Origin of the sequence: Burkholderia sp. 4NA327C6 (assembly GCF_005502655.1) — a bacterium.
GTDB classification, from domain to species: Bacteria; Pseudomonadota; Gammaproteobacteria; order Burkholderiales; family Burkholderiaceae; genus Burkholderia; species Burkholderia contaminans.
Map to the genome: position 1 here is coordinate 217,088 of NZ_SCNZ01000006.1, position 24,251 is coordinate 241,338.

Below are 24,251 nucleotides of genomic sequence, written 5' to 3' on the forward strand. Positions count from 1 at the left end.
CGTTACAGGGCGGCGCCGGCCGCGGCGGGCGCCGCGCGGCGAGCGGTCGGCGCGTCGTCGCCGAGATCCCAGAAGAGGCCGGCCATCATCTGCAGCCCCTCGCTGACGACGCTTGCGAGCAGGTGCTCGTCCGGTGCGTGCTGCGAGCACGCCGGGTACGAGTGCGGCACCCACAGCGTCGGCAGCCCGAGCGTGTCGGCGAACACTTCGTTCGGCAGCGTGCCGCCGAGATTCGGCAGGATCGCGGGCTTCTTGCCGGTGGTCCGCGCGAGCGACGCGACGGCCCAGCGGACCCACGGATCGTCCGGCGGCACGCGCGTCGCCGGTGCGCCGCGTTCGACGTCGATCTCGATGTCGGCGAAGCCGTGCGCGTCGAGGTGCGCGCGCAGATGCGCGTGCAGCGCTTCCCAGTCGGTGCCGACGACGAAGCGCAACTGGCAGTGCGCGTACGCGGCGGGCGGAATCGCATTGACGGGGTGCTCGGGGTTGCCGGCCTTGAACGCGAGGATCTCGAACGTGTTCCAGCCGAACACGCGCTCGGCCGCGGTAAGGCCGGGCTCGCCCCAGTCGGCGTCGAGCGCCGGATCGCCGGGGCCGCCGCCGACGGAGAGGTCGGCGAGTGCATCGCGCACGGCGGCCGGGATCGGCGGCGGACGCAACCCCGCGACGCGAATCGCGCCGCGTGCGTCGACGAGGCTCGCGAGCGCATGCGCGAGCACGATCGCCGGATTGCGCAGCAGCCCGCCCCAGTTGCCGGAGTGATGCGCGCCATCGCGGGCGCGCAGGGTCAGCTTGAAATTGACCGAGCCGCGCGAACCGAGGAATACCGTGGGGCGCGCGGCGGCGATGCGCGGGCCGTCGGACGCGATCAGCACGTCGGCCGCGAGCGCGTCGCGCTCCTGGCGGCACAGCGCGTCGAGGCCCGGCGAACCCGTTTCCTCGCCCATCTCGATCAGCAGCTTCGCGTTGAAGCCGAGCCGGCCGCCGCGCGCGTCGAGCACGCTCGCCAGCGCGGCCAGGTTGATGGTGTGCTGGCCCTTGTTGTCGGCGCTGCCGCGGCCGTACCAGCGGTCGCCGTCGGCCGTCAGCGTCCACGGCGACAGCGGTGCGCGCCACTGCGCGTCGTAGCCGCGCACGACGTCGCCGTGCCCGTAGATCAGCACGGTTGGCAGCGCGTCGTCTTCGTGGCGCGACGCGAGCAGGAACGGGCCGCCGCCGTCGACGGGGTTGTCGACGATTCGCGACGTGAAGCCGAGGCGCGCGGCTTCGGGGGCGATCTCGTCGGTCAGGTAGGCGCGCAGGGCGGCACCGTTGCCGCTTTCCTGGCTTTCGGTGCGCAGGCCGACGCGGCGGCTCAGGGTCGTGAAGAACGCACCGGATTCGAACTGGTTCAGCGCGTGCTGGATGGCGGCGGTACGGCTCAAGTCGTGTCTCCTCTGACGGCTTCGCCGCATGCGCCGGATCGGGCAGGCAGCGTGAAGTGCGATCGATTCTAGGAAGCCGTTTTTTTTGTCACAATGATCGAATTTCGAACCTTTCTTTGCCGAAAAGGCAAAGCGGCACGGCAGGCAGCCGGGCGGAGACAGAACGATGGCGGCTTTCCTGCATGGCCTCGCGTTGCGATATTTCGTCGAAGTGGCGCGCACCGGCTCGATCAGCGACGCATCCGCGCGGCTGCACGTGGCCGTATCGGCGATCAGCCGCCAGATCGCGAAACTGGAGAGCGAGCTTGGCGCACCGCTGTTCGAGCGCCGGCCGCGCGGGATGGCGTTGTCGGAGGCGGGCGAGCGGCTGCTGGCGTTCGCGCAGCGCAGCCTGCTGGAGGCCGAGCACGTGATGAAGGACATCGGCGGGCTCGATGCGCTGCACGGCAGCCTGCTGAAGATCGCGTGCTCGGAAGGGTTCGCGATCGACTTCCTGCCCGGCACGCTCGCCAGCTTCAAGGCGCGCCATCCGGGTGTCGATTTCTCCGTCTGGGTGGTGTCGCCGGCGGACGCGACGCGGCGCGTGCGCGACGGCGATGTGGACATCGCATTGAGCTTCAGCCTCGCGCCGGAGAAGGGCGTGCGCGTCGACCATACCGAGCGCGCGCCGATTTTCGCGCTGGTGCGGCACGACCATCCGCTCGCGACGCGGGAAGCCGTGTCGCTCGCCGATGTCGCGCGTCACCCGCACGTGCTGCCCGAGGCCGGCACGACGGTGCGCCAGCTGATCGACATCGCGTGCGCGCTCGACGGGCTGCTGCTCGAGCCCGAACTGACGAGCAACAACACGGCGGCGATGTACGGCTATGCGCGGCGCACGGGCGCGGTGATGTTCACGGGGCTGCTGTCGGTGCGCGACCGATGCGCCGCGGACGGCTTCGTCGTCGTGCCCGTGACGAACCCGCAGCTGCGCGAGCGCAGCATCCAGGTGCAGACGATGGCGGGGCGCGATCTGCCCGCGTCGGTTCGCGCGTTCCGTGACCATCTGATCGACGCGATGCAGGCCGCGTCGGCGCCGCCGACTGCCGCGCGCGGCCCGAGACGCCGGCCCGTGAGATAATCGTCAATCCGCCTTCCGCGCCCATGCGGCTCCTCGAGCCGTATCGCCCCTGTTCGACGCCAAATTGAAGAACCTGATTGTCACCCTCGATCGCGCCGGCGAGTTCGACGAGATCATCGACGTGCGCACGCCGCTCGAGTTCGCCGAGGATCATATCCCCGGCGCGCTGAACGCGCCCGTGCTCAGCAACGAGGAGCGCGTGCTCGTCGGTACGATGTACCGACAGGTCTCGCCGTACGAGGCGACGCGCGTCGGCGCGGCAATGGTCGCGCGCAACATCGCGCGCCATCTCGACACGACATTCGCCGACCGGCCGCGCAACTGGCGGCCGCTGATCTACTGCTGGCGCGGCGGCAAGCGCTCGGGTTCGATGACGACCTGGTTCAACCTGATCGGCTGGAAGGCGCGCCAGCTCGACGGGGGCTACAAGGCGTACCGCCAGTCGGTGTGCGCGACGCTCGACTCGCTGCCGACGCGCTTTCGCTACATCGCGCTCGTCGGCCATACGGGCTGCGGCAAGACGCGCCTGCTGAACGCGCTGCGCGACGTTGGCGCGCAGACGCTCGATCTCGAGGCGCTCGCATGCCATCGCGGCTCGCTGCTCGGCGCGCTGCCGGGCAAGCCGCAGCCGGCGCAGAAGGGGTTCGATTCGGGGCTCGTCGAAACACTCGGTCGTTTTGACCCCGAATGGCCGGTGTTCGTCGAGTCGGAAAGCCGCCGGATCGGGCTCGTGCAGTTGCCGATTGCGTTGATCGAAGCATTTCACGCGGGGCCGTGGGTGCATGTCGACGCGGCGCACGACGAGCGCATCGCATTCCTTCTCGACGATTACGCACACCTGTTCGACGAACCGGATGCGTTCAAGGCGCAGCTCCATCGGCTGATCGGCCTGCATAGCCGTGAACAGGTGACGCACTGGAAGGCGCTGATCGATGCGGACGCACGGGCCGAACTGTTCACCGAACTGATCGACAAGCATTACGATCCCGCCTATGCGCGCACCTATCGCGCGACTTACAACAAGCCGAACCTGGCGCTGACGTTCAAATTCCGGCCCAATGCCGCCGATGGGCGCGACCAGGCGCGTGCGCTGCTGGCCGAACTCGCGCAAGCCGGGTTGCCCGCATCGGCCGCGCTTGCCGCGGGCGCGACATCCGAAACCGACCAAGACCAATCGACGACCATACGATGACAACCACACGCACCCAACCCAGTCCGGCCCTCGGCTGGATGACCTTCCTGCTGATCGCGGTCGCGGGCCTGTTCTACGTGAAATGGTTCCCGTACTACAACAAGGCGTTCGTGGCCGCCGAGCATCATTCGATCGGCCAGTCGATCCTGATGGGCACGTCGGCGTCCGCGCCCGAGCCGTCGCTGAAGGCCGCGCTCGACTACGCGTGGGCATACGGCAAGGCGATCTGGCAGGCGATGGTGCTGGGCCTGCTGCTCGGTTCGGCGGTGCAGGCGCTGCTGCCGGCACACTGGGTTGCGCGCGTGCTCGGCCGCACCGGCTTCGGCAGTGTCGCCGCGGGCGGCTTGCTGTCGCTGCCCGGCATGATGTGCACGTGCTGTGCGGCGCCGGTCGTCGCGGGGCTGCGTGCGCGCCATGCATCGCCGGGCGGCGCGGTCGCGTTCTGGCTCGGCAACACGGTGCTGAACCCGGCGGCGCTGGTCTTCATGGGCTTCGTGCTCGGCTGGCACTGGAGTGCGCTGCGCCTCGTGCTCGGCATCGCGATGGTGTTCGGGATCGGCTATCTGCTGAACCGCATTGCACGTCCGGAAGACCGCAGCATCGACGATGCACAGCTCGCCGCGCTGGCGGCCGAGCAGGCTGCGGCCGGCAACCCGTTCGTTCGCTGGATGAAGCTGCTTGCGCGCATGGCCGCGCGGCTCGTGCCCGAATACATCGTGCTCGTGCTGCTGCTCGGCGCCGCGCGCGCGTGGCTGTTCCCGCATATCGGCCCGGACATCGGCAATCATCTCGGCTGGATCATTGCATTCGCGGTTGCGGGCATGCTGTTCGTGATCCCGACGGCCGGCGAGGTGCCGATCATCCAGGCGATGCTGTCGCTCGGCATGGGCGTCGGCCCGGCCGCCGCGCTGCTGATGACGCTGCCGCCGATCAGCGTGCCGTCGCTCGCGATGCTCGCGCGCTCGTTCAAGCCCTACATGCTGGCCATCGTCGCGATCCTCGTCGTCGTATTCGGGATCGCGAGCGGCCTGCTCGCGGTCGCGCTCGGGTTCTGACGCGAGCGAGCGGTGCGCTCGACGGGCGCAATCGTCATATTCATCCGGCGCCGCCGTTTCACGCGTGCGGCGCCATTTACAAGAAGCAAACAGGAAAACGCATGACCCAACCGAAGATCCATCCTCGACTCGAAAAGGCGCTGACGCGCGGCGATCTCGCGATCCGCCAGGCCAATTCCGCGCGGGCGACTGCCGTGCTGCACGCACTCGGCACGATGATCATCGAGGCCTCCGCAACGATCGGCGTCGACGCCAGCATCGACATTCCGCAGGGCGACCGCATTTACGATCCGGTCAACGGGCTGTGGCCGCAGAAGCTGCTGGTGTCGTTCGACGGCCCGGTGGCCGAAGCCGACAAGGAAGAGCTGCGCTCGGTCTATCTGGTTGCCGACGATCCGGGCACGCAGTTCCGCGTCGAATGGCATCGCGCGGACGGCAAGCTCGGCCGCCAGGAAGGTGGCCCGCTCGCGACCGTCGCGTTCCTGACCGACGTCGAGATTCCGTGGAGCGACGACGACGAATAACGTCGTCGCAGGAAGCCGGCGCACGTGCGCCGGCCGTCAGCGCATCATCCGCCGTCGGAACAGCCACGCGGACAGCAGGAATCCGCCGACCGCGTAACCGGCGAGTACCGCGACATGCAGTGCGACGTCGGTCGCCGGCCGGCCGAGCATCGCGGGCCGGATCAGCTCGACGGCATTCGCGAGCGGCAGCGCCTGCGCCGCATGCTGCGCGATCGGCGGCAACTGCGTGGTCGGGAAGAACACGCCCGACAGCAGCAGCATCGGCGTCAGCACGAGCGTCTGAAAAAACATGAAGAAATCGTAGGACGGCGCGAGCGCCGTGACGATCATCGCGATGCTGGCAAACGCGAGGCCGGCGAGCGCGATCACGGGCAGCGCCGCGAGCATCGACGGAAACTGCGCATAGCCGAGCGCCCCCGCGACGAGCATGATCGCGGCCCCCGACAGCATCGCCTTGCTGGCTCCCCAGACAATTTCCCCGAGCACGATGTCGCCGAGCGCGAGCGGCGTATGCATGATCGCTTCCCACGTGCGCTGCACGTGCATGCGCGAGAACCCCGAATACATCGACTCGAAGCTCGCGGACATCATCACGCTCGACCCGACCGTGCCGGCCGCGAGGAACGCGATATACGACACGCCGTCGACATGGCCGAGCATCAGCCCGAGCCCGAATCCCAGCCCGAACAGATAAATCATCGGATCGGCAAGATTGCCGAACATCGACGCGAGCGCGAGCTTGCGCCAGACGAGATAGTTGCGCCGCCAGACGGCGATCCAGTTGGTCGCGTTCGCGGGCATCGCGATCGCGAAGCGCGACACGCGCGGTGGTGCCGACGGTGCGGCGGTCGAATAGTTGCGGACATCCATGATCGATCAGTCCTGCATTTCGCGGCCCGTGAGCCGCAGGAACACATCTTCAAGATTGGCCGGGCGATGCAGATAGCGCAACCCCGTGCGACCCTTGAGTCGCGCACTGAGCGGTTCCGGATCGCTCACGTAGCAGAACAGCGTCTCGCCGCTGATCTCGGTGCGCTTCGCGAACGCCGACAGCTCGTCACGCAGCGTGGCCGGATCGGGCCCGTAGATCTCGATCACGTCGCAGCCGATTTCCGATTCGATCAGCGCGTGCGGCGCGCCTTCGGCGATCTTGCGGCCTTCCTCGATCACGCACAGGCGGTCGCACAGGCGCTCGGCTTCTTCCATGAAGTGCGTGGTGATCAGGATCGTCTTGCCGCGGGCGAGCAGCGAGCGCAGCCGCTCCCACATGAGGTGACGCGCCTGCGGGTCGAGGCCCGTCGTCGGCTCGTCGAGCACCAGCACATCGGGATCGTTGACGAGCGCGCGGGCGAGCGTCAGGCGGCGCTTCATGCCGCCCGACAGCTCGCCGACCTTCGCATCGGCCTTGTTCTCGAGCTTCGCGAATTCGAGCAGCGGTTTCACGAGCGCGTGCGCGGCCTGCGCCGACATGCCGAAGTAGCGGCTGAAGACGAGCAGGTTCTCGCGCACGGTGAAGTCGGGGTCGAGATTGTCGAATTGCGGGACGACGCCGACGCGCTGGCGCGCATGCCGTGCACGCGATGGAACCGGTTCGCCGCAGAGCGAAATGGTGCCTGCATCGGGATGCGTGAGGCCGAGCAGCATTTTCAGCGTGGTGGTCTTGCCGGCGCCGTTCGGCCCGAGCAGGCCGTAGCATTCGCCGGCCTGGACGGTGAAGGACAGGCCGTTGACGACGAGCTTGTCGCCATAGCGCTTTTCGACGTTCCGGAAATCGATCGGTGCAACGGACATGGGCATGTTGTCGTTGTAGGCGGGCGCGGAAGCGTTCCGCTGTTGCCGGATGCGTGGCCGGTTGACGAACCGATCGGACGACTGCGTGTCACACGGGCATGACCGAAGCGCACGACGCCGGCGCCTGATGGCCCGCTGGAGTACGAACGAGCCATTCTAGTGCATCGACTGCGTCTCTTCAGGGCATGCCTGCACGGTGCGATGCCTGTACGCACCGATCGTGCACTGCATCATCGCGCACGAGCCGAGCGGGGCGAATCAGCGTTTTCCATCCCTTGCGTCCTGAATTGCGGCGCACCATGATGAATGCGTAGGCTCGTTGTTGCGATAGGGAGGTTTCATGGCTAGCTACAACAAGATTTTGCTGTGTTACGACGGCACGCTCGAAGGACGCAAGGCACTGCGTTGCGGCGCCAATCTCGCGATGGACCTGAAGGCCGAGACGCATTTGCTGTCGGTAGTCGACATGCGCTCGAGCATTGCGCAGAGCGCGGGTTTGCTGACCGACGTCGCGTGCGGCCGGTTCGAGGAAACCGCGCGTGAAATCCTGCAGGAAGGGGTGAACTGGCTGCGCGAGCGCGGCGTGCAGGCCGAGGGCCATTTCGCGTTCGGCTATCCGATCGACGAAATCGCGAATCTCGCGACGGAGCTGAAGGCCGACCTCGTCGTCGTCGGCCATCGGTGCCGTAGCGGGTTGTCCAGATGGTGGATGGGGTCGGGCAACACGCAACTGCTCGATCGCGTGAACTGCAGCATTCTGGTGGCGTGTTCGTCGGCGCAGGAGCAGAAGGAAGAAATCGCGCGGGAGCGTGAAGCGGCCACGGCGAACGGCAAATGATCCAATGATTCGACGACTGCCTGACCGGCGAATCGCGCCGGCCGGGCATCGTGCCACGTCCGTGGGGCGGGCGCTGACCGCGGCCACCGAGGACCGGTCAAGCGTGCAGGTCGATCGCGGACAACTTCCACGAGAACAGGCCGGAGCGGTGGAATATCGCCGCATAGCGCGTGCCGTCGGCACTGCGCTGGTAAGTCACCACGAATTCATCGATGTTCCGGTAACTGGCGCTGGTTTGCTGCTGGCGAGGCGCATGCGCTGCATCGGCCGGGCTGGCCGGTGCAGCAGCGGCGGGTGGTGGCGATGACGCGGGCGTAGCGGCCGCGTTGTTACCCGGAGCGGCTGCGCTTGCCGGAGGAGCCGGATTGGCCGCCGGTGCTGCCGGTGCATTGCCGCCCGGCGGCAGATTCGACCATTCAGGTGGACGCTCGCCTGGATTGCCACGCGGCGGCAATCCGCTCATCAGCGCGGCTACGCCTTCCGGGGTCGCGTATGCATCGACCAGCGGGCCGATCAGTGCAGATCCGATCAGCGCACCGATCACCGCGAACGGATTGTTCTTCTTCACCGCGTCGATCCGGCGCATCAATTCCTCCGTGACCTGTTGCTTCAGGCTGATGCGGAGCGACGGGAAATCGACATATTCACTGATGGCCTGCGCATCGCGCGCATCGATTGCCGATTTCAGGCGACCGAGCGCGACGTACGGCGACGCGTAGGCATAGCCGATCGCCACAATGATGGCGACGGCCAGCACGACGATCAGCAGGGGTTTGAGCCGCCACGTGCGGCCCGAGGATCCGGTCACGTTGCCTCCGGTGCGGGGATGTTCCGCAATCAGAGACCGCCTGGCGTGGCCGATCGTTCCTCTGCGATGCAGCGATCGATCATCCGGCACACGGCATCGATCGTGCCGACCATGATCAGGCGCGACCGGCCGTGATAGACGCGCACCGGCGCGCGACGTGCAGGTTCGGCGTGATTCAGGCCGGCGTTCAGCGATACCCGCGCGAAAGCGGGTAGCGCCGACGGCAGCAGGGACGCCTGCCGTTCGACTGCGACTTCTTCTTGCACTGGCGCCGCCGCGGACAGCGGTGCGCAGGGCGTGCGGCCGCGCAGGTGACGCAGGCGGCCGAATTGACGGAAAGGCAGCAGACGGGCAAGGCGTTCCATGTTGTTCTCCTGATCGAGACGGAATGTCAGAGTTCGCCCGAGCGGATCAGCCCGACGGCGATGCCTTCCAGCGCGAATTCCGCGCTGCCGGCCTTGACGAAGATGTTTTCGTAATCGGGGTTCTCCGCGATCAGCTCGAGACCGCCAGGCCGGCGCATCAGGCGCTTGACCGTGACGTCGTCGCCGAGACGCGCGACGATGATCTGGCCGTCCTTCGCTTCCGTGCGCTTCTGCACGGCGAGGAGGTCGCCGTCGAGGATGCCGGCGTCGCGCATCGACAGGCCGCGCACTTTCAGCAGGTAGTCGGGCTTGCTGGAGAACAGCGCGGGATCGCACGCGTAATGCTGCGAGATGTGCTCCTGCGCCAGGATCGGGCTACCGGCCGCGACGCGGCCGACGAGCGGCAGCGACAACTGCATCAGGCCGGCGTGCGGCAGCGTGAACTGGTGCGGGGCATCGTCGATGCCGAGCAGGCGGATGCCGCGCGACGCGCCGGCGGCCAGCTCGATGACACCCTTGCGCGCCAGCGCGCGCAGGTGCTCCTCGGCGGCATTCGGCGAGCTGAAGCCCAGTTCGGCCGCGATCTCGGCACGGGTGGGCGGGAATCCGGAGCGCTCGATCGCGCGACGGATCAAGTCGAACACTTGCTGCTGACGGGCGGTGAGTTTGGTCATGGCTCAACTGTATGGATAGACAGTGAGCTGTATTTTTATACAGTAGTCCGCGAATTTCAAGTGTTACGTGAGGTTCGACGCGATCGCGCCGGTTCCGGCGCGATTTGGCGACGTCCGGACGCCGGTTTATCTGCCGCAACCGTCCATTCCGTCTGCGTTAGCACTTTTGAGTATTAAAAAATAAGGAACGATTATTTTTAATCATGTAACCCGTTCGTTAGACTGGCCCGACATCGCAATACCGACAACACTGGAGAACCAAGGATGGGCAAGCGCAACACGGGGCTGGTGGGCGGAGTGGGCCGCCTGATCGCAACACTCGCGCTGGGCGCGGCGGCGGCGCTGAGCGTCGCGACGCACGCACAGGCCGATACGACCTTCCTGAACGTGTCGTACGACCCGACGCGCGAGTTGTATCAGGACTTCAACCAGGCGTTCGGCAAGGAGTGGAAGGCGAAGACGGGCGAGACCGTCAACTTCAAGCAGTCGCACGGCGGTTCGGGCGCGCAGGCGCGCTCGGTGCTCGACGGCCTGCAGGCCGACGTCGTCACGCTGGCGCTCGCGTACGACATCGATGCGCTCGCGAACAAGGGGCTCGTCAACAAGGACTGGCAGAAGCGCCTGCCCGACAACGCGTCGCCGTACACGTCGACGATCGTGTTCCTGGTGCGCAAGGGCAATCCGAAGGGGATCAAGGACTGGGACGACCTGACCAAGCCGGGCATCTCGATCGTCACGCCGAACCCGAAGACGTCGGGCGGCGCGCGCTGGAACTACCTGGCCGCGTGGGCGTACGCGCTGCACAAGCCGGGCGGCAACGAGCAGACGGCGAAGGAATTCGTCACGAAGCTCTACAAGAACGCAGGCGTGCTCGATTCGGGCGCGCGAGGCGCAACCACGAGTTTCGTGCAGCGCGGGATCGGCGACGTGCTGATCGCATGGGAAAACGAGGCATTCCTGTCGGTCAAGGAATTCGGCACCGACAAGTTCGAGATCGTCGTGCCGTCGGTGAGCATCCTGGCCGAGCCGCCCGTCGCGGTGGTCGACAAGGTGGTCGACAAGAAGGGCACGCGCAAGCTGGCCGAGGCGTACCTGAACTTCCTGTACAGCCCGCAGGGCCAGGAGATCGCGGCACGCAACTACTACCGTCCGCGTTCGAAGAACGTGCCGGCGGAACTGACGAAGCAGTTCCCGAAGCTGAAGCTGTACACGGTCGACGATACCTTCGGCGGCTGGACGAATGCGCAGAAGACGCATTTCGCGGATGGCGGCGTGTTCGATTCGATCTACAAGCCGCAGTAACGCCATAACGACAAGCGGTGCGCCACGACAGCGCGCCGCGTCCCCGACGGCTCGCCGGCGCGATTCACTGCGCCGGCGTTTGCGTCGGACCCGTGAGCAGCATCGACCCAGCAAGAGCATCCGATGACGACGTACACCTTTCGCAAGCCGAGCGCGCTGCCCGGTTTCGGCGTAACACTCGGCATCACGGTGGCCTATTTGAGCCTCGTGGTGCTGATCCCGCTCGCCGCCACGTTCCTGAAGACCGCGACGCTGTCGTGGGACCAGTTCGTCACCGCCGTCACGTCGCCGCGCGTGCTCGCGTCGTATCGGCTGACGTTCTCGGCCGCGCTCGGCGGCGCGCTGATCAACGCCGTGTTCGGCTTTCTCGTCGCATGGGTTCTGGTGCGCTACACGTTCCCGTTCAAGCGCCTCGTCGATGCGGTCGTCGACCTGCCGTTTGCACTTCCGACGTCGGTCGCCGGCATTTCGCTCGCGGCCGTTTACGCGACCAACGGCTGGGTCGGCCAGTATCTCGCGCCGCTCGGCATCAAGATCGCGTTCACGCCGGCCGGTGTGCTGGTCGCGCTGACCTTCATCGGGCTGCCGTTCGTCGTGCGCACGGTGCAGCCGGTGCTCGAGGATTTCGAGCGCGAGCAGGAAGAGGCTGCCGCGTGCCTCGGCGCGTCGCGCTGGCTGACGTTCCGCCGCGTCGTGCTGCCGGCCGTGCTGCCGGCGCTGCTCACCGGTTTCGCGCTCGCGTTCGCGCGCGCGCTCGGCGAATACGGCTCGGTGATCTTCATCGCCGGCAACGTGCCGATGAAATCCGAGATCACGTCGCTGCTGATCATCACCAAGCTCGAGCAATACGACTACGCGGGCGCGACCGCGCTGGCGGTCGTGATGCTGGTCGTGTCGTTCCTGATGCTGCTGCTGATCAACACGCTGCAATGGTATCTGCAGCGTCGTACGAGCAAGGGCGCGAGCGGTCCGGCGCCCGCCACCGGCACTGCTGTCGCAGCAGGAGGCCAGCAATGAGCCAGGAGGCCACCGTCGTGCTGAAAACCCCGTCGCCTGCCGCGCGTGCCACGAAGCGGCTCGACCCCGTCAGCGAGTCGCGCGTCGTGCGCTGGCTGCTCACGGGCATCGCGCTGGCGTTCCTCGCGTTTTTCCTCGTCGTGCCGCTCGCCGCGGTGTTCGTCGAGGCGCTGCGCAAGGGCGTTGGCTTCTATTTCGAATCGCTGGCCGATCCCGACGCGTGGTCGGCGATCAAGCTGACACTGACCGTCGCCGTGATCGCGGTGCCGCTGAATCTCGTGTTCGGCGTGTGCGCATCGTGGGCGATCGCGAAGTTCGAATTCCGCGGCAAGGCGCTGCTGACGACGCTGATCGACCTGCCGTTCTCGGTGTCGCCGGTGATCTCGGGCCTCGTGTACGTGCTGCTGTTCGGCGCGCAGGGCTGGTTCGGGCCGTGGCTGCAGGATCACGACGTGCAGATCATCTTCGCGGTGCCGGGCATCGTGCTCGCGACGATCTTCGTCACGTTTCCGTTCGTCGCGCGCGAGCTGATTCCGCTGATGCAGGCGCAAGGCACCGACGAGGAAGAAGCCGCGCGCGTGCTCGGCGCGTCGGGCTGGCAGATCTTCCGCCGCGTGACGCTGCCGAACGTGAGATGGGGCCTGCTGTACGGCGTGATCCTCTGCAATGCGCGCGCGATGGGCGAGTTCGGCGCGGTGTCGGTCGTGTCCGGCCACATCCGCGGCGTGACCGACACGATGCCGCTGCACGTGGAGATCCTGTACAACGAATACAACTTCGCGGCGGCGTTCGCGGTGGCGTCGGTGCTGGCGCTGCTCGCGCTCGTCACGCTCGCGCTGAAGCTGATCGCCGAGCGTCATCTTGCGGCCGAACTGGCCGACGTGCACGACGCCGTTCCCGCACATGCCGGCCCCGCCGGCGCCGTTTCGTCGAAATCGTAAAGAGGCAACCAGAATGGGTATCACCGTCCGTAACCTTCAGAAGCGCTTCGGCGATTTCACGGCGCTCGACAACGTATCGCTCGACTTTCCGCCCGGCGAGCTGGTCGCGCTGCTCGGGCCGTCAGGCTGCGGCAAGACCACGCTGCTGCGCGTGATCGCGGGCCTCGAGCACGCGGACGCCGGCCAGGTCGTGCTGCAGGGGCTCGACGTCGCATCGGTCGGCGCACGCGACCGCCAGGTCGGTTTCGTGTTCCAGCACTACGCGCTGTTCCGCCACATGACGGTGTTCGAGAACGTCGCGTTCGGGCTGCGCGTGAAGCCGCGCCGCGAGCGGCCGTCGGAAGCCGCGATCCGCGAGAAGGTGCACGAATTGCTGAAGCTCGTGCAGCTCGACTGGCTCGCGCAGCGCTACCCGTCCGAGCTGTCGGGCGGGCAGCGCCAGCGCATCGCGCTCGCCCGCGCGCTCGCGGTCGAGCCGAAGGTACTGCTGCTCGACGAGCCGTTCGGCGCGCTCGACGCGAAGGTCCGCAAGGAGCTGCGCGGCTGGCTGCGTCGCCTGCACGACGACCTGCACATCTCGACGATCTTTGTCACGCACGACCAGGAAGAGGCGCTCGAAGTGGCCGATCGCATCGTCGTGCTGAACCGCGGCCACGTCGAGCAGGTCGGCAGCCCGCAGGACGTCTACGATCATCCGCAGAGCGCGTTCGTCTACGAGTTCCTCGGCGCGGCCAACCGGCTGCCGGGCACCGTCGCCGGGCGTGGCTTCGTCGCCGAGGGGGCGGCCGCGCCGATCGAGGTCGACGCCGATTTCGCAGGCCCTGCGAACGCCTATGTGCGGCCGCACGACCTGCAGCTGTGGCCGGTCGGCGAAGAAGGGCATCGCGACGGCATCGCGGTGGACGTGCGCCGCGTGATCCCGCTCGGCGGCTCGGTGCGCGTGGAGCTCGAGGCGCGTGCAGGCGGCGCGCTCGAGGCGGAACTCGATCGCGATGCGTGGCGTGCACTGTCGCTGCAGGTCGGCGACGGTGCGACCGCCGTGCCGCGCGCCGTGCGGGTGTTTCCCGCGCGTTGACGCCAGAATGCAGGGCAGGGGGCGGAAAGTGCTCCGATTCGATAATCAAACAACGACAGCCTAAGAGGCATACCCATGAATTTTCAGCAATTGCGGTTCGTGCGCGAAGCGGTGCGCCAGAACATGAACCTGACCGAAGTCGCGAACGTGCTGTACACGTCGCAGTCGGGCGTGTCGAAGCAGATCAAGGATCTCGAGGATGAATTGGGCGTCGACATCTTCATCCGGCGCGGCAAGCGGCTGACGGGGCTCACGGAGCCCGGCAAGGCGGTGCACCAGCTGATCGAGCGGATGCTGCTCGACGCCGAGAACCTGCGCCGCGTCGCGCGCCAGTTCGCCGACCAGGACAGCGGCCACCTCGTCGTCGCGACGACGCACACGCAGGCGCGCTACGCGCTGCCGAAGGTGATCCGCCAGTTCACCGACGTGTTCCCGAAGGTGCATCTCGCGCTGCGCCAGGGCAGCCCGCAGCAGATCGCGCAGATGATCCTGAACGGCGAGGCCGATCTCGGCATCTCGACCGAGGCGCTCGACCGCTATCCGGACATCGTCACGTTCCCGTGCTATTCGTGGCACCACACGGTCGTCGTGCCGAAGGGCCACCCGCTCGTCGGCCGCGAGAACCTGACGCTCGAGGAAATCGCCGAGTACCCGATCATCACGTACGACCAGGATTTCACCGGCCGCTCGCACATCGACCAGGCGTTCACGCAGGCGGGCGCCGTGCCCGACGTCGTGCTGACGGCGATCGACGCGGACGTGATCAAGACGTATGTCGAACTCGGGATGGGGATCGGCGTCGTCGCGGCGATGGCCTACGATCCGCAGCGCGACACGGGGCTCGTCGCGCTCGATACGCAGCATCTGTTCGAGGCGAGCACGACGCGGGTCGGGCTGCGCAAGGGTGCGTTCCTGCGCGCGTATGCGTACCGGCTGATCGAGATGTTCGCGCCGCACCTGAACGAAGCGGAAATCGCGGGGCTGTTGCGCGAAGCCGTTTGACGACAGTGCGTCGTGCGCCATCCGCGCCATCGCGGCGGATGGCGCGACGTACCGGCGCGGATTCTCATGTATTGGGCAGCGGCAGGCGACCTGCCGCTGCCTGGGTGGTTCGACTCACCGAATCACCGGCCGCCATCGCGGTTTCCCCCTCCGATTCTTCGCCGCACGTGGCGAACGACCCGTATTCGCTTGCCAGCACAACGACATGAACAATGAACGAGAGCGGGCACGTATACGCCTCGTTTCGGTTCAGGCCATCTGCCATATCGAGCGATCCATTGGCCGGCAAATGTGATTCAATGCGGATTGCCGGTCCCGACACGCTCGGAGACATATCGCGCAGCACGCAACACGCGTGACGACGAGGTAAACAATGAATCTGAAATGGCTTCTCTTTTCCTTCGAAGGTCGGATCGGGCGCCTGCCGTGGTGGATCTACGCGCTGGTTTCCACCGTGCTCAGCGCGATTTTCGATGCGGGTTCCCGCGGCGCGCCGGAAGACGATCTGCCGCTGCTTGCGATGCTGGCGCTCGTCGTCATCGCGGTCGTCGCCGTGTGGTCGTCGATTGCGGTCGGGGTGAAGCGGCTGCACGACATCGACAAGTCGGGATGGTGGATGCTGTTGCTGTTCGTGCCGATCGTCGGCGCGCTCGCGTTGTTCGTGATGAACGGCTTCATCGCCGGCACGCCGCATGCGAACCGCTTCGGCGAGCCGCCGTCGGCCGATGAAGACGCACCTGCGCCGCGGGACCCAGCGTGACACGCGCTCCGAATAAACCCTTAAATATTGATCAGACAGGTTGCGCACCGACGCGAATCGGTACAGCATAGCCCTCACTCCGCCGGCGTCCCGCCGGCGGCGGCGCGTAAACGACAGCGCGCCAGGCAGTCGGCCGTCTGCCTCGCTTCCATTCCGTGGTACCGACAGCAGCATCGATGGCCATTGCCCGGGTAGTGTGGCGCAAACGTTTGCTCACATTAAAACAACAGTCAAATAAAAGTCCGGCCCGTTGGGCCAGTCGCCAGGAGATGAGTATGAATGTCCTCTTTCGCCGTCGCTTCCTGACCGCCGCGCTCGCCGCCGTCGCGGTTGCCGCCGCACCGGCCGTCCACGCGCAATCTGCAGCCAAGCCGAAGGTCGCGCTCGTGATGAAATCGCTCGCCAACGAGTTCTTCCTGACGATGGAAACGGGCGCGAAGGAATACCAGAAACACAACGCAGGCCAGTTCGACCTGATCACCAACGGCATCAAGGACGAGACCGACACCGCGAACCAGATCCGCATCGTCGAGCAGATGATCGTGTCGAAGGTCGACGCGATCGTGCTCGCGCCGGCCGATTCGAAGGCGCTCGTGCCGGTCGTGAAGAAGGCGGTCGACGCGGGCGTCATCGTCGTGAACATCGACAACCGGCTCGATCCCGACGTGCTGAAGTCGAAGAACCTGAACGTGCCGTTCGTCGGCCCGGACAACCGCAAGGGCGCGCGCAAGATCGGCGATTACCTCGCGAAGCGGCTGAAGGCGGGCGACCAGGTCGGCATCCTCGAAGGCGTGTCGACGACGACGAACGCGCAGCAGCGCACGGCCGGCTTCCAGGACGCGATGAAGGCGGGCGGGATGAAGGTCGTGTCGGTGCAGTCCGGCGAATGGGAGATCGACAAGGGCAATGCGGTCGCCGCCGCGATGCTCAACGAATACCCGAACCTGAAGGCGCTGCTGTGCGGCAACGACAACATGGCGATCGGCGCCGTGTCGGCCGTGCGCGCGGCCGGCAAGCAGGGCAAGGTGCTCGTGGTCGGCTACGACAACATCAACGCGATCAAGCCGATGCTGAAGGACGGCCGCGTGCTCGCGACCGCCGATCAGTACGCGGCGAAGCAGGCCGTGTTCGGTATCGACACGGCGCTCAAGGCGATTGCGGAGCATCGCAAGCAGGCCGACATGTCGGGCGTGGTCGAGACGCCGGTGGATCTCGTGACGAAGTGACGCGGCCCCGATGCGGCCGCCGCCCTCAAGAATCGGGCGCGGCGGCCGTTATCCGGGGTGAGCGCGATCACGGCCACTGCATGCACATGCACTTGTGAGCGTCACACCCGCGCGCCGTGTGCGCGCGGCCGCAACCAGGATCGCGATGGACCCGACTTCCCAACCCTCCCGCGCAGCCGCTCCCGTGCTGTCCGTCTCCGGCATCGGCAAGACCTATGCCGAACCCGTGCTCGCCGACGTCACGCTGACGCTTGACGCGGGTCACGCGCTTGCGTTGACGGGCGAGAACGGCGCAGGCAAGAGCACGCTGTCGAAGATCATCGGTGGGCTCGTCGAGCCGACCGCCGGTACGATGCAGCTCGGCGGCCAGCCGTATGCGCCAGCGAGCCGCACGCAGGCCGAGGCGCTCGGCGTGCGCATGGTGATGCAGGAGCTGAACCTGCTGCCGACACTGACGGTCGCCGAAAACCTGTTCCTGAACCGCCTGCCGCGGCGCTTCGGGATCATCGATCGCGCGCGGCTGCGCGACGATGCGCGGGCCGCGATGGCGCAGGTCGGGCTCGATACGGTCGATCCCGATACGCCGGTCGGCGCGCTCGGCATCGGCCACCAGCAGATGGTCGAGATCGCGCGCAACCTGATCGGCGACTGCCGCGTGCTGATTCTCGACGAACCGACCGCGATGCTGACCGCGCGTGAAGTCGAGCTGCTGTTCGAGCAGATCGACCGGCTGAAGGCGCGCGGCGTTGCGATCGTCTACATCTCGCACCGGCTCGAGGAGCTCGCGCGGGTCGCCGAGCGCGTCGCGGTGCTGCGCGACGGCCGCCTCGTTCACGCGGGCGACATGGCGGCGACGACATCTGACGGGCTCGTCACGCTGATGGTCGGGCGCGAGATCGGCGAGCACATCGATCTCGGCGAGCGTCATATCGGCGCGCCGCGGCTCGTCGTGTCGGGCCTCAGCCGCGGGACGGCGGTGCGCGACGTGTCGCTCGAGGTGCGCGCGGGCGAGATCTTCGGCATCTCGGGGTTGATCGGCGCGGGACGCACCGAGCTGCTGCGGCTGATCTACGGCGCGGATGCGCCGGACGCGGGAACGATCGCGATCGGCCAGCCGCCGAAGCCGGTGCGGATCGGTTCGCCGGTCGAGGCGGTGAAGCAGGGCATCGCGCTGATCACCGAGGATCGCAAGGGCGAAGGGCTGCTGCTGACGCAGTCGATCACCGCGAACGTGTCGCTCGGCCAGCTCGACCGGCTCGCGCGCGGCGGGATCGTCGACGGCGCGCGCGAAACGGCGCTCGCCGAGCAGCAGATCGACGCGCTGCGGATCCGCTCGCACGGCGCGACGCAGGCGGTCGGCGAGCTGTCGGGCGGTAACCAGCAGAAGGTCGTGATCGGCCGCTGGCTCGCACGCGACATGGGCGTGCTGCTGTTCGACGAGCCGACGCGCGGGATCGACGTCGGCGCGAAGTTCGAGATCTACACTTTGATGGGCGCGCTCGCGCGCGAAGGCCGCGCGCTCGTCGTCGTGTCGAGCGACCTGCGCGAGCTGATGCTGATCTGCGACCGGATCGGCGTGATGTCGGCCGGGCGCATGACCGCCGTGTTCGAGCGCGGCAACTGGACCCAGGATGCGCTGCTGGCCGCGGCGTTCGCCGGCTTCGGCCGCGAGACGCCGCCGGGCGGCGCGCAGCATCCGGACGCGGGGCAGGCGCCGGCCGCCGCTCGCGATACTTCGAATACAGGACGACAGCAATGACCCAGCCTCCCGTAACCCCGACCGACGCAGGCGCGCAGCAGGACGTGACGGGGCGCCGTGCGCGCACGCTGTCCGGCACGCGTCTCGGCCTGTCGAACTACCTCGGGCTCGCCGGTGCGCTCGCCGCGATGATTGCGCTGTTTTCGGTGCTGAGCTCGCATTTCCTGACTTACGATACGTTCAGCACGATCGCGAACCAGATTCCCGATCTCGTCGTGATGTCGGTCGGGATGACCTTCGTGCTGATCATCGCCGGGATCGACCTGTCGGTCGGCTCGGTGCTCGCGCTCGCCGCGTCGATGGTCAGCGTCGCCGCGCTGAAATGGCAGTGGGGGCCGCTGCCGGCCGCACTGATCGGCATCGCGGTCGCGACCGTCACGGGCGCGCTGACGGGTGCGGTCACGGTCGGCTGGCGGATCCCGTCGTTCATCGTGTCGCTCGGCGTGCTGGAGGCCGCGCGCGGCCTCGCGTACCAGCTGACGAATTCGCGCACGGCCTACATCGGCGACGCGTTCGATTTCCTGTCGAACCCGATCGCGCTCGGCATTTCGCCGGCGTTCCTGATCGCGGTCGCGGTGATGATCGCGGCGCAGTTCGTGCTGACGCGTACCGTGTTCGGGCGCTATCTCGTCGGGATCGGCACGAACGAAGAAGCGGTCCGACTTGCAGGGGTTAACCCGAGGCCGTATAAAATTCTCGTATTCGCATTGATGGGCGCCCTCGCAGGGCTGGCGTCGCTGTTCCAGATCTCGCGGCTCGAGGCGGCCGACCCGAATGCGGGCGTCGGTCTCGAACTGCAGGTGATCGCCGCCGTCGTGATCGGCGGCACGAGCCTGATGGGCGGGCGCGGTTCGGTGATCAGCACGTTCTTCGGCGTGTTGATCATCTCCGTGCTGGCCGCGGGGCTGGCGCAGATCGGTGCGAACGAGCCGACGAAACGGATCATCACCGGCGCGGTGATCGTGGTGGCGGTCGTGCTCGATACGTATCGCAGCCGTCGCACCCGCGTGCGGTAGAAATACAGACAGAACAGACCAGAGAGAAACGGGAAATGGCGACGATCAAGGATGTGGCGGCCATGGCGGGCGTGTCGTTTACGACCGTCTCGCACGTGGTGAACAATTCGCGGCCGGTGTCCGCGGACGTGCGTGCGAAGGTCGAGGGCGCAATCCGCGAGCTGAATTACGTGCCGTCGGCCGTGGCACGCTCGCTGAAGGCGCGTGCGACGGCGACCATCGGCCTCGTCGTGCCGAACAGCACGAATCCGTACTTCGCGGAGCTTGCGCGCGGGATCGAGGATCAGTGCGCGGCCAATGGCTATTGCGTGTTCTTCTGCAACTCGGACGACGATCCCGTCAAGCAGCGCAACTACCTGCGCGTGCTGCAGGAAAAGCGCATCGACGGGCTGATCGTCGCGTCGGCGGGCGAGGATGCGGTGCTCGCGCAGACACTCGCGGATATCCACGCGCCGCTCGTCGTCGTCGACCGCAACATCGAGGGGCTCGCGGCCGACCTCGTGCAGATCGATCACGAGCGCGGTGCATACCTGGCGACGCGTCACCTGCTCGAGCTCGGGCACGCTAAGATCGGCTGCATCACGGGGCCGACCGACACGGCGGTCAGCGCCATGCGCGTGCACGGCTTCATCCGCGCGATGGCCGAGCGCGGGGTCGACATCGTGCCGGGCGCGATCGCGGAAAGCGACTTCTCGTGCCTCGGCGGTTATCACGCGGCGTCGCGGCTGTTCGAATCGGTGCGGCCGAGCGCGATCTTCGCGGGCAACGACCTGATGGGCGTCGGCGCGTTGCGCGCGGCGGCCGAGCGCGGCATGCGCGTGCCCGACGACTGCTCGATCATCGGGTTCGACGACATCGAATTCTCCCGTTACACGTATCCGGCTCTGTCGACGGTCGGCCAGTCGGTACGCGCGCTCGGCGAAATGGCCGCGCAGACGCTGATCGAGCGGATCGGCGGCGGCTCGACCGCCGTGCCGAGCCGCCGCCGCGTCGTGTCGCCGCGCCTCGTGCTGCGCGAATCGACGGCGGTTTACCGCGAGCCGCCGGCTTCCGGCGGTCGCGCATGACGGCGCCGGCGGCAGGCACCGGCCGCGTGACGGTGGTCGGCAGCCTCAACATGGATCTCGTGGTGCGCGCACCGCGTCTGCCGCTGCCGGGCGAAACGCTCGCCGGTCACGCGTTCGCGCAGGCGGCGGGCGGCAAGGGCGGCAATCAGGCCGTCGCGGCCGCACGGCTCGGCGCGCAGGTCGCGATGATCGGCTGCGTCGGCGCGGATGCGCACGGCGCGGCCCTGCGCGCGGGGCTCGCAGCCGAGGGGATCGACTGTGCGGGGCTCGCGACGAGCGCGTCGGCGTCGACCGGCGTCGCGCTGATCGTCGTCGACGACGCGAGCCAGAACGCGATCGTGATCGTCGCGGGCGGCAACGGCGAGGTCTCGACCGAGACGGTCGCCCGGCACGAGGCCGCACTGGCGTCGGCCGACGTGCTGATCTGCCAGCTCGAGACGCCGCCGGACGCGGTGTTCGCGGCGCTGTCGGCCGGGCGTCGGCTCGGCCGCACCGTGGTGCTCAATCCGGCCCCGGCCGTCGTACCGCTGCCGGACGGCTGGCTGCCGCTCGTCGATTACCTGATCCCGAACGAGGTCGAGGCGGCCGCGTTGACCGGCCTGCCGGTGCGCGATCCGGCAGAGGCGGAAGCCGCCGCGCGTGTGCTGCAGGCAGGCGGCGCGCGCAACGTGCTGGTTACGCTGGGCGCGCGCGGCGTGCTGGCGCTGACGGCCGATGGCGCGGCGCGGCATTATCCGGCGCCGGCCGTGCAGGCCGTCGACACGACGGCGGCCGGCGATACCTTCATCGGCGGCTTTTCCGCGCGGCTCGCGGCCGGCACGGACGTCGATACGGCCATCCGCTTCGCGCAACGCGCAGCGGCGCTGTCGGTCACGCGAGCGGGCGCGCAGCCGTCGATTCCCACGCTGGCCGAACTGGCCTGACAGGGCCTGATCAATCACCACGGCCGGCTCGTCGCCAACGACGGCCGGCCGCGTCTCCACGACGCTCGCCGGCAGCGGAGAGCCTCCCCGTCGCCTTCCTTCGAGCAGGCGCTGAAAAGTGCATTATTCGTTCAGCAATTTGTAATGAACAGACGAATAATTCGAAAAAATAACGGAAATACCATCAAGTTGTGCGGTGCATGGTCGTAAATGCGTCAGGTGAAGCAATGCTTCGAAGCGACGGGCCTGTCCCGTCCATCACGACGCAACACAGGAAGGATGATGGTGTTCAAGAACCTGACGATTCGTGCGCGCATCGGTCTCACGATGGCGTTTCTGGCGGTGCTCCTGGGTGTGATCGGCGGGCTCGGCTTGTACGGAATGACACGCGCGAACGAGACGACGCGCGATATTTTCACGAACCAGATGCCGAGCGCGGTCGATGTATCGGTGGCCGAGATCTTCGCCGCGCGCGAACGTCTGTCGCTTGACCGGGCGGCGCTTCTGGCCGGCACGCCCGATGCGGCGGACGCCGTTGCGCGAAGCCGCGCGATGCGTACGCAGTCCGACGCATGGTGGCAGAAGTACCTTGCGCTGCCGCGCGGCCCGGAAGAAGACCGGCTCGCCCAGGACGTCGCCGCGAAACGGCTGGCATTGCAGCGCGCGTGCGACGCGTTCGCGAGCGTTGTCGGAGCGAATCAGGTCGACCAGTTCGGCAACGGCGCGAAGCAGCTCCAGGCGAGCTATAGCGACCTGTCGACGGCGAGCGAGGCGCTGCGCAACTTCCAGTTCACCGATGCGCAAGCCGGCTTCGACCACGCGGAATCGACGTACGACACGCTGCGCGTGCTGGCGATCGCCGCGCTGCTGGCCGGCCTTGCCGCCGCGGTCGTGTCGTGGCTGACGCTGAGCCGTGCGATCGGCCGCCCGATCGCCGACGCGCTCGCGCATTTCGACGCCATTGCCGCCGGCGACCTGCGCCGGCCGATCGTCGTGGATCGCCGTGACGAGATGGGCCAGCTTCTCGAGGGTCTCGGCAAGATGCAGCGCGGGCTCGTCGAGACGGTGCGCACCGTGCGCGGCGGCAGCGAGTCGATCGCGACCGCGGCGCGCCAGATCGCGGCCGGCAACATCGACCTGTCGTCGCGCACCGAGGAACAGGCCGCGGCGCTGCAGGAAACCGCGTCGAGCATGGAGCAACTGACCGGCACCGTGAAACAGAACGCGGACAATGCACGCCAGGCGAGCTCGCTGGCCGCGAACGCGTCGGAGATCGCAAACAAGGGCAATATGGTGGTCGGCCAGGTGGTCGGCACGATGGGCGAGATCAACGACAGCTCGGCCAAGATCGCGGACATCATTGCGATCATCGAAGGAATCGCGTTCCAGACCAACATTCTTGCGCTGAACGCCGCAGTCGAAGCGGCACGGGCGGGCGAGGAAGGCCGCGGTTTCGCGGTCGTCGCGGGCGAAGTGCGCAGCCTGGCCCAGCGTTCGTCGACCGCGGCCAAGGAGATCAAGGTGCTGATCGACGCGTCGGTGGAGCGGATCCGGTCGGGCTCCTCGCTGGTCGACGAAGCAGGGCGCACGATGAGCGACGTGATCGGCGCGGTGCAGCGCGTGACCGACATCATGGGCGAAATCGCGGCGGCGTCCGAGGAACAGAGCGGCGGGATCGACCAGGTGGCGCGCGCGGTCGCGCAGATGGACGAGGTCACGCAGCAGAATGCGGCACTCGTCGAGGAAGCCGCGGCCGCCGCGCAATCGCTCGACGAACAGGCCGGACGCCTGCGTGAAACGGCGGCGGTGTTCCAGCTCAATGAAGACACGGCACGCCCGGGCGTCTCGGCTCCGGCTGCCGTGCGTCACGCGCCGCGTGCGGCCGCTGCAACGGTTGCGGCGCCCGTCCAGGCTGCTGCGCGCGATGATCGCGACGCGCCGCCGAAACGTGTATCCGCAGCGGCGCCGGCACGCAAGCCCGTCGCTGCTTCTGCGGCGCCCGCGCAAACGGCCGCTAGCGCTACCGCTGATGATTGGGAAACCTTCTGATTCGCGCGCGCCGCGCATCTATCCCCATTTGGTGACGTACGACGCCCGCGACATGCGGGCGTCGTCGTTTCTGCCTTGGGACATTGTGACAGGCGACGTGCGTGAATGACGATCGCGCCGCGTCGCGTGCATCGCGAGACCTGCATCGACGGGCGCGTGCACAGGGGCAGGTGAAGTTCCCGCATCCGTCGTACGGGTATTTCCGTAAGGGCACTGCGAAAAAAATTTGTAACGGTGCGCACAACGTGTCGTCGAAAACGACCGCTCGAACGTATAGGGATGAAGGGGAGAAGTGACGACGTCGGTTGTGTCCAACACACAAG

The 24,251-nt window shown here is 67.3% G+C and carries 24 protein-coding genes; 17 read left to right on the forward strand and 7 right to left on the reverse strand.

Features of this window, described 5'->3' with window-relative positions; all coding sequences use genetic code 11:
- Positions 1-2: 2 nt before the first annotated feature.
- Positions 3-1,424, reverse strand: a complete 1,422-nt coding sequence (locus FFS49_RS09090; RefSeq protein WP_039358782.1) for a M20 family metallopeptidase — start codon at positions 1,422-1,424, stop codon at positions 3-5.
- 166 nt (positions 1,425-1,590) lie between these two features.
- Here FFS49_RS09090 and FFS49_RS09095 point away from each other — a divergent pair, with 166 nt between their 5' ends.
- From FFS49_RS09095 to FFS49_RS09110, 4 genes are all read left to right on the forward strand, one after another.
- Complete coding sequence (locus FFS49_RS09095; protein WP_039358780.1) at positions 1,591-2,544, forward strand: LysR family transcriptional regulator; 954 nt, start codon at positions 1,591-1,593, stop codon at positions 2,542-2,544.
- Between the two features lie 64 nt (positions 2,545-2,608).
- On the forward strand, positions 2,609-3,736 hold the full coding sequence (mnmH, locus tag FFS49_RS09100) for a tRNA 2-selenouridine(34) synthase MnmH (RefSeq protein ID WP_105815874.1): 1,128 nt from the start codon (positions 2,609-2,611) through the stop codon (positions 3,734-3,736).
- Positions 3,733-4,791, forward strand: coding sequence for a permease (locus FFS49_RS09105; RefSeq protein ID WP_105815873.1), 1,059 nt, complete (start codon positions 3,733-3,735; stop codon positions 4,789-4,791). The genes mnmH and FFS49_RS09105 overlap by 4 nt, the downstream gene beginning before the upstream one ends.
- A 101-nt stretch (positions 4,792-4,892) precedes the next feature.
- Positions 4,893-5,315 (forward strand): hypothetical protein, encoded by a 423-nt coding sequence (locus tag FFS49_RS09110; protein WP_039358772.1) that lies wholly within the window; start codon positions 4,893-4,895, stop codon positions 5,313-5,315.
- Positions 5,316-5,351: 36 nt separating this feature from the next.
- On the opposite strand, the gene FFS49_RS09115 is transcribed toward FFS49_RS09110, so the two are convergent.
- Complete coding sequence (locus FFS49_RS09115) at positions 5,352-6,185, reverse strand: ABC transporter permease (RefSeq protein WP_105815872.1); 834 nt, start codon at positions 6,183-6,185, stop codon at positions 5,352-5,354.
- Between the two features lie 6 nt (positions 6,186-6,191).
- A complete protein-coding gene (nodI, locus tag FFS49_RS09120) occupies positions 6,192-7,106 on the reverse strand; it encodes a nodulation factor ABC transporter ATP-binding protein NodI (protein WP_105815871.1) in 915 nt (304 codons plus the stop codon).
- Between the two features lie 340 nt (positions 7,107-7,446).
- Between nodI and FFS49_RS09125 the strand changes: the two genes are divergently transcribed.
- Positions 7,447-7,944, forward strand: coding sequence for a universal stress protein (locus tag FFS49_RS09125; RefSeq protein ID WP_039358765.1), 498 nt, complete (start codon positions 7,447-7,449; stop codon positions 7,942-7,944).
- Positions 7,945-8,041: 97 nt separating this feature from the next.
- On the opposite strand, the gene FFS49_RS09130 is transcribed toward FFS49_RS09125, so the two are convergent.
- From FFS49_RS09130 to lexA, 3 genes are read right to left on the reverse strand one after another with little or no spacing between them, the layout of a single operon-like run.
- Positions 8,042-8,752: a DUF2939 domain-containing protein gene (locus tag FFS49_RS09130; RefSeq protein ID WP_105815870.1), complete on the reverse strand. Its 711-nt coding sequence runs from the start codon at positions 8,750-8,752 to the stop codon at positions 8,042-8,044.
- A gap of 29 nt (positions 8,753-8,781) precedes the next feature.
- Positions 8,782-9,117: a hypothetical protein gene (locus FFS49_RS09135; RefSeq protein ID WP_006476078.1), complete on the reverse strand. Its 336-nt coding sequence runs from the start codon at positions 9,115-9,117 to the stop codon at positions 8,782-8,784.
- A 26-nt stretch (positions 9,118-9,143) separates the two neighbouring features.
- The gene (gene lexA, locus FFS49_RS09140; RefSeq protein WP_009689103.1) at positions 9,144-9,791 is read right to left on the reverse strand and encodes a transcriptional repressor LexA; all 648 of its coding nucleotides are present in this window, start codon (positions 9,789-9,791) and stop codon (positions 9,144-9,146) included.
- A gap of 264 nt (positions 9,792-10,055) precedes the next feature.
- Here lexA and FFS49_RS09150 point away from each other — a divergent pair, with 264 nt between their 5' ends.
- The 5 genes from FFS49_RS09150 (at position 10,056) to FFS49_RS09170 (ending at position 15,128) form a co-directional block, all read left to right on the forward strand.
- A complete protein-coding gene (locus FFS49_RS09150; protein WP_105815869.1) occupies positions 10,056-11,093 on the forward strand; it encodes a sulfate ABC transporter substrate-binding protein in 1,038 nt (345 codons plus the stop codon).
- Between the two features lie 123 nt (positions 11,094-11,216).
- Positions 11,217-12,110: a sulfate ABC transporter permease subunit CysT gene (gene cysT / locus FFS49_RS09155; RefSeq protein WP_039358755.1), complete on the forward strand. Its 894-nt coding sequence runs from the start codon at positions 11,217-11,219 to the stop codon at positions 12,108-12,110.
- Positions 12,107-13,051 carry a sulfate ABC transporter permease subunit CysW gene (cysW, locus tag FFS49_RS09160; protein WP_105815868.1) on the forward strand — a complete coding sequence of 315 codons (945 nt, stop codon included), beginning with the start codon at positions 12,107-12,109 and terminating at the stop codon, positions 13,049-13,051. Before cysT ends, cysW begins: the two co-directional genes overlap by 4 nt.
- 13 nt (positions 13,052-13,064) lie before the next feature.
- Positions 13,065-14,126, forward strand: a complete 1,062-nt coding sequence (locus FFS49_RS09165; protein ID WP_039358749.1) for a sulfate ABC transporter ATP-binding protein — start codon at positions 13,065-13,067, stop codon at positions 14,124-14,126.
- 75 nt (positions 14,127-14,201) lie between these two features.
- Positions 14,202-15,128 carry a CysB family HTH-type transcriptional regulator gene (locus FFS49_RS09170; protein WP_006484201.1) on the forward strand — a complete coding sequence of 309 codons (927 nt, stop codon included), beginning with the start codon at positions 14,202-14,204 and terminating at the stop codon, positions 15,126-15,128.
- 64 nt (positions 15,129-15,192) lie between these two features.
- On the opposite strand, the gene FFS49_RS09175 is transcribed toward FFS49_RS09170, so the two are convergent.
- Complete coding sequence (locus FFS49_RS09175) at positions 15,193-15,474, reverse strand: hypothetical protein (RefSeq protein ID WP_137910146.1); 282 nt, start codon at positions 15,472-15,474, stop codon at positions 15,193-15,195.
- Between the two features lie 27 nt (positions 15,475-15,501).
- Here FFS49_RS09175 and FFS49_RS09180 point away from each other — a divergent pair, with 27 nt between their 5' ends.
- From FFS49_RS09180 to FFS49_RS09210, 7 genes are all read left to right on the forward strand, one after another.
- Entirely contained in the window at positions 15,502-15,888 is a 387-nt protein-coding gene (locus tag FFS49_RS09180; RefSeq protein WP_105815867.1) for a DUF805 domain-containing protein, read from the forward strand.
- Positions 15,889-16,163: 275 nt separating this feature from the next.
- Positions 16,164-17,114 (forward strand): sugar ABC transporter substrate-binding protein, encoded by a 951-nt coding sequence (locus FFS49_RS09185; RefSeq protein ID WP_039358744.1) that lies wholly within the window; start codon positions 16,164-16,166, stop codon positions 17,112-17,114.
- Positions 17,115-17,259: 145 nt separating this feature from the next.
- A complete protein-coding gene (locus tag FFS49_RS09190) occupies positions 17,260-18,873 on the forward strand; it encodes a sugar ABC transporter ATP-binding protein (protein WP_105815866.1) in 1,614 nt (537 codons plus the stop codon).
- Positions 18,870-19,889, forward strand: a complete 1,020-nt coding sequence (locus FFS49_RS09195) for an ABC transporter permease (protein WP_046545645.1) — start codon at positions 18,870-18,872, stop codon at positions 19,887-19,889. The genes FFS49_RS09190 and FFS49_RS09195 overlap by 4 nt, the downstream gene beginning before the upstream one ends.
- A 35-nt stretch (positions 19,890-19,924) precedes the next feature.
- Positions 19,925-20,956 (forward strand): substrate-binding domain-containing protein, encoded by a 1,032-nt coding sequence (locus tag FFS49_RS09200; protein WP_039358736.1) that lies wholly within the window; start codon positions 19,925-19,927, stop codon positions 20,954-20,956.
- Entirely contained in the window at positions 20,953-21,879 is a 927-nt protein-coding gene (rbsK, locus tag FFS49_RS09205; RefSeq protein ID WP_105815865.1) for a ribokinase, read from the forward strand. Before FFS49_RS09200 ends, rbsK begins: the two co-directional genes overlap by 4 nt.
- Positions 21,880-22,161: 282 nt before the next feature.
- Positions 22,162-23,928 carry a methyl-accepting chemotaxis protein gene (locus FFS49_RS09210; protein ID WP_105815864.1) on the forward strand — a complete coding sequence of 589 codons (1,767 nt, stop codon included), beginning with the start codon at positions 22,162-22,164 and terminating at the stop codon, positions 23,926-23,928.
- The last annotated feature ends 323 nt before the right edge of the window (positions 23,929-24,251 follow it).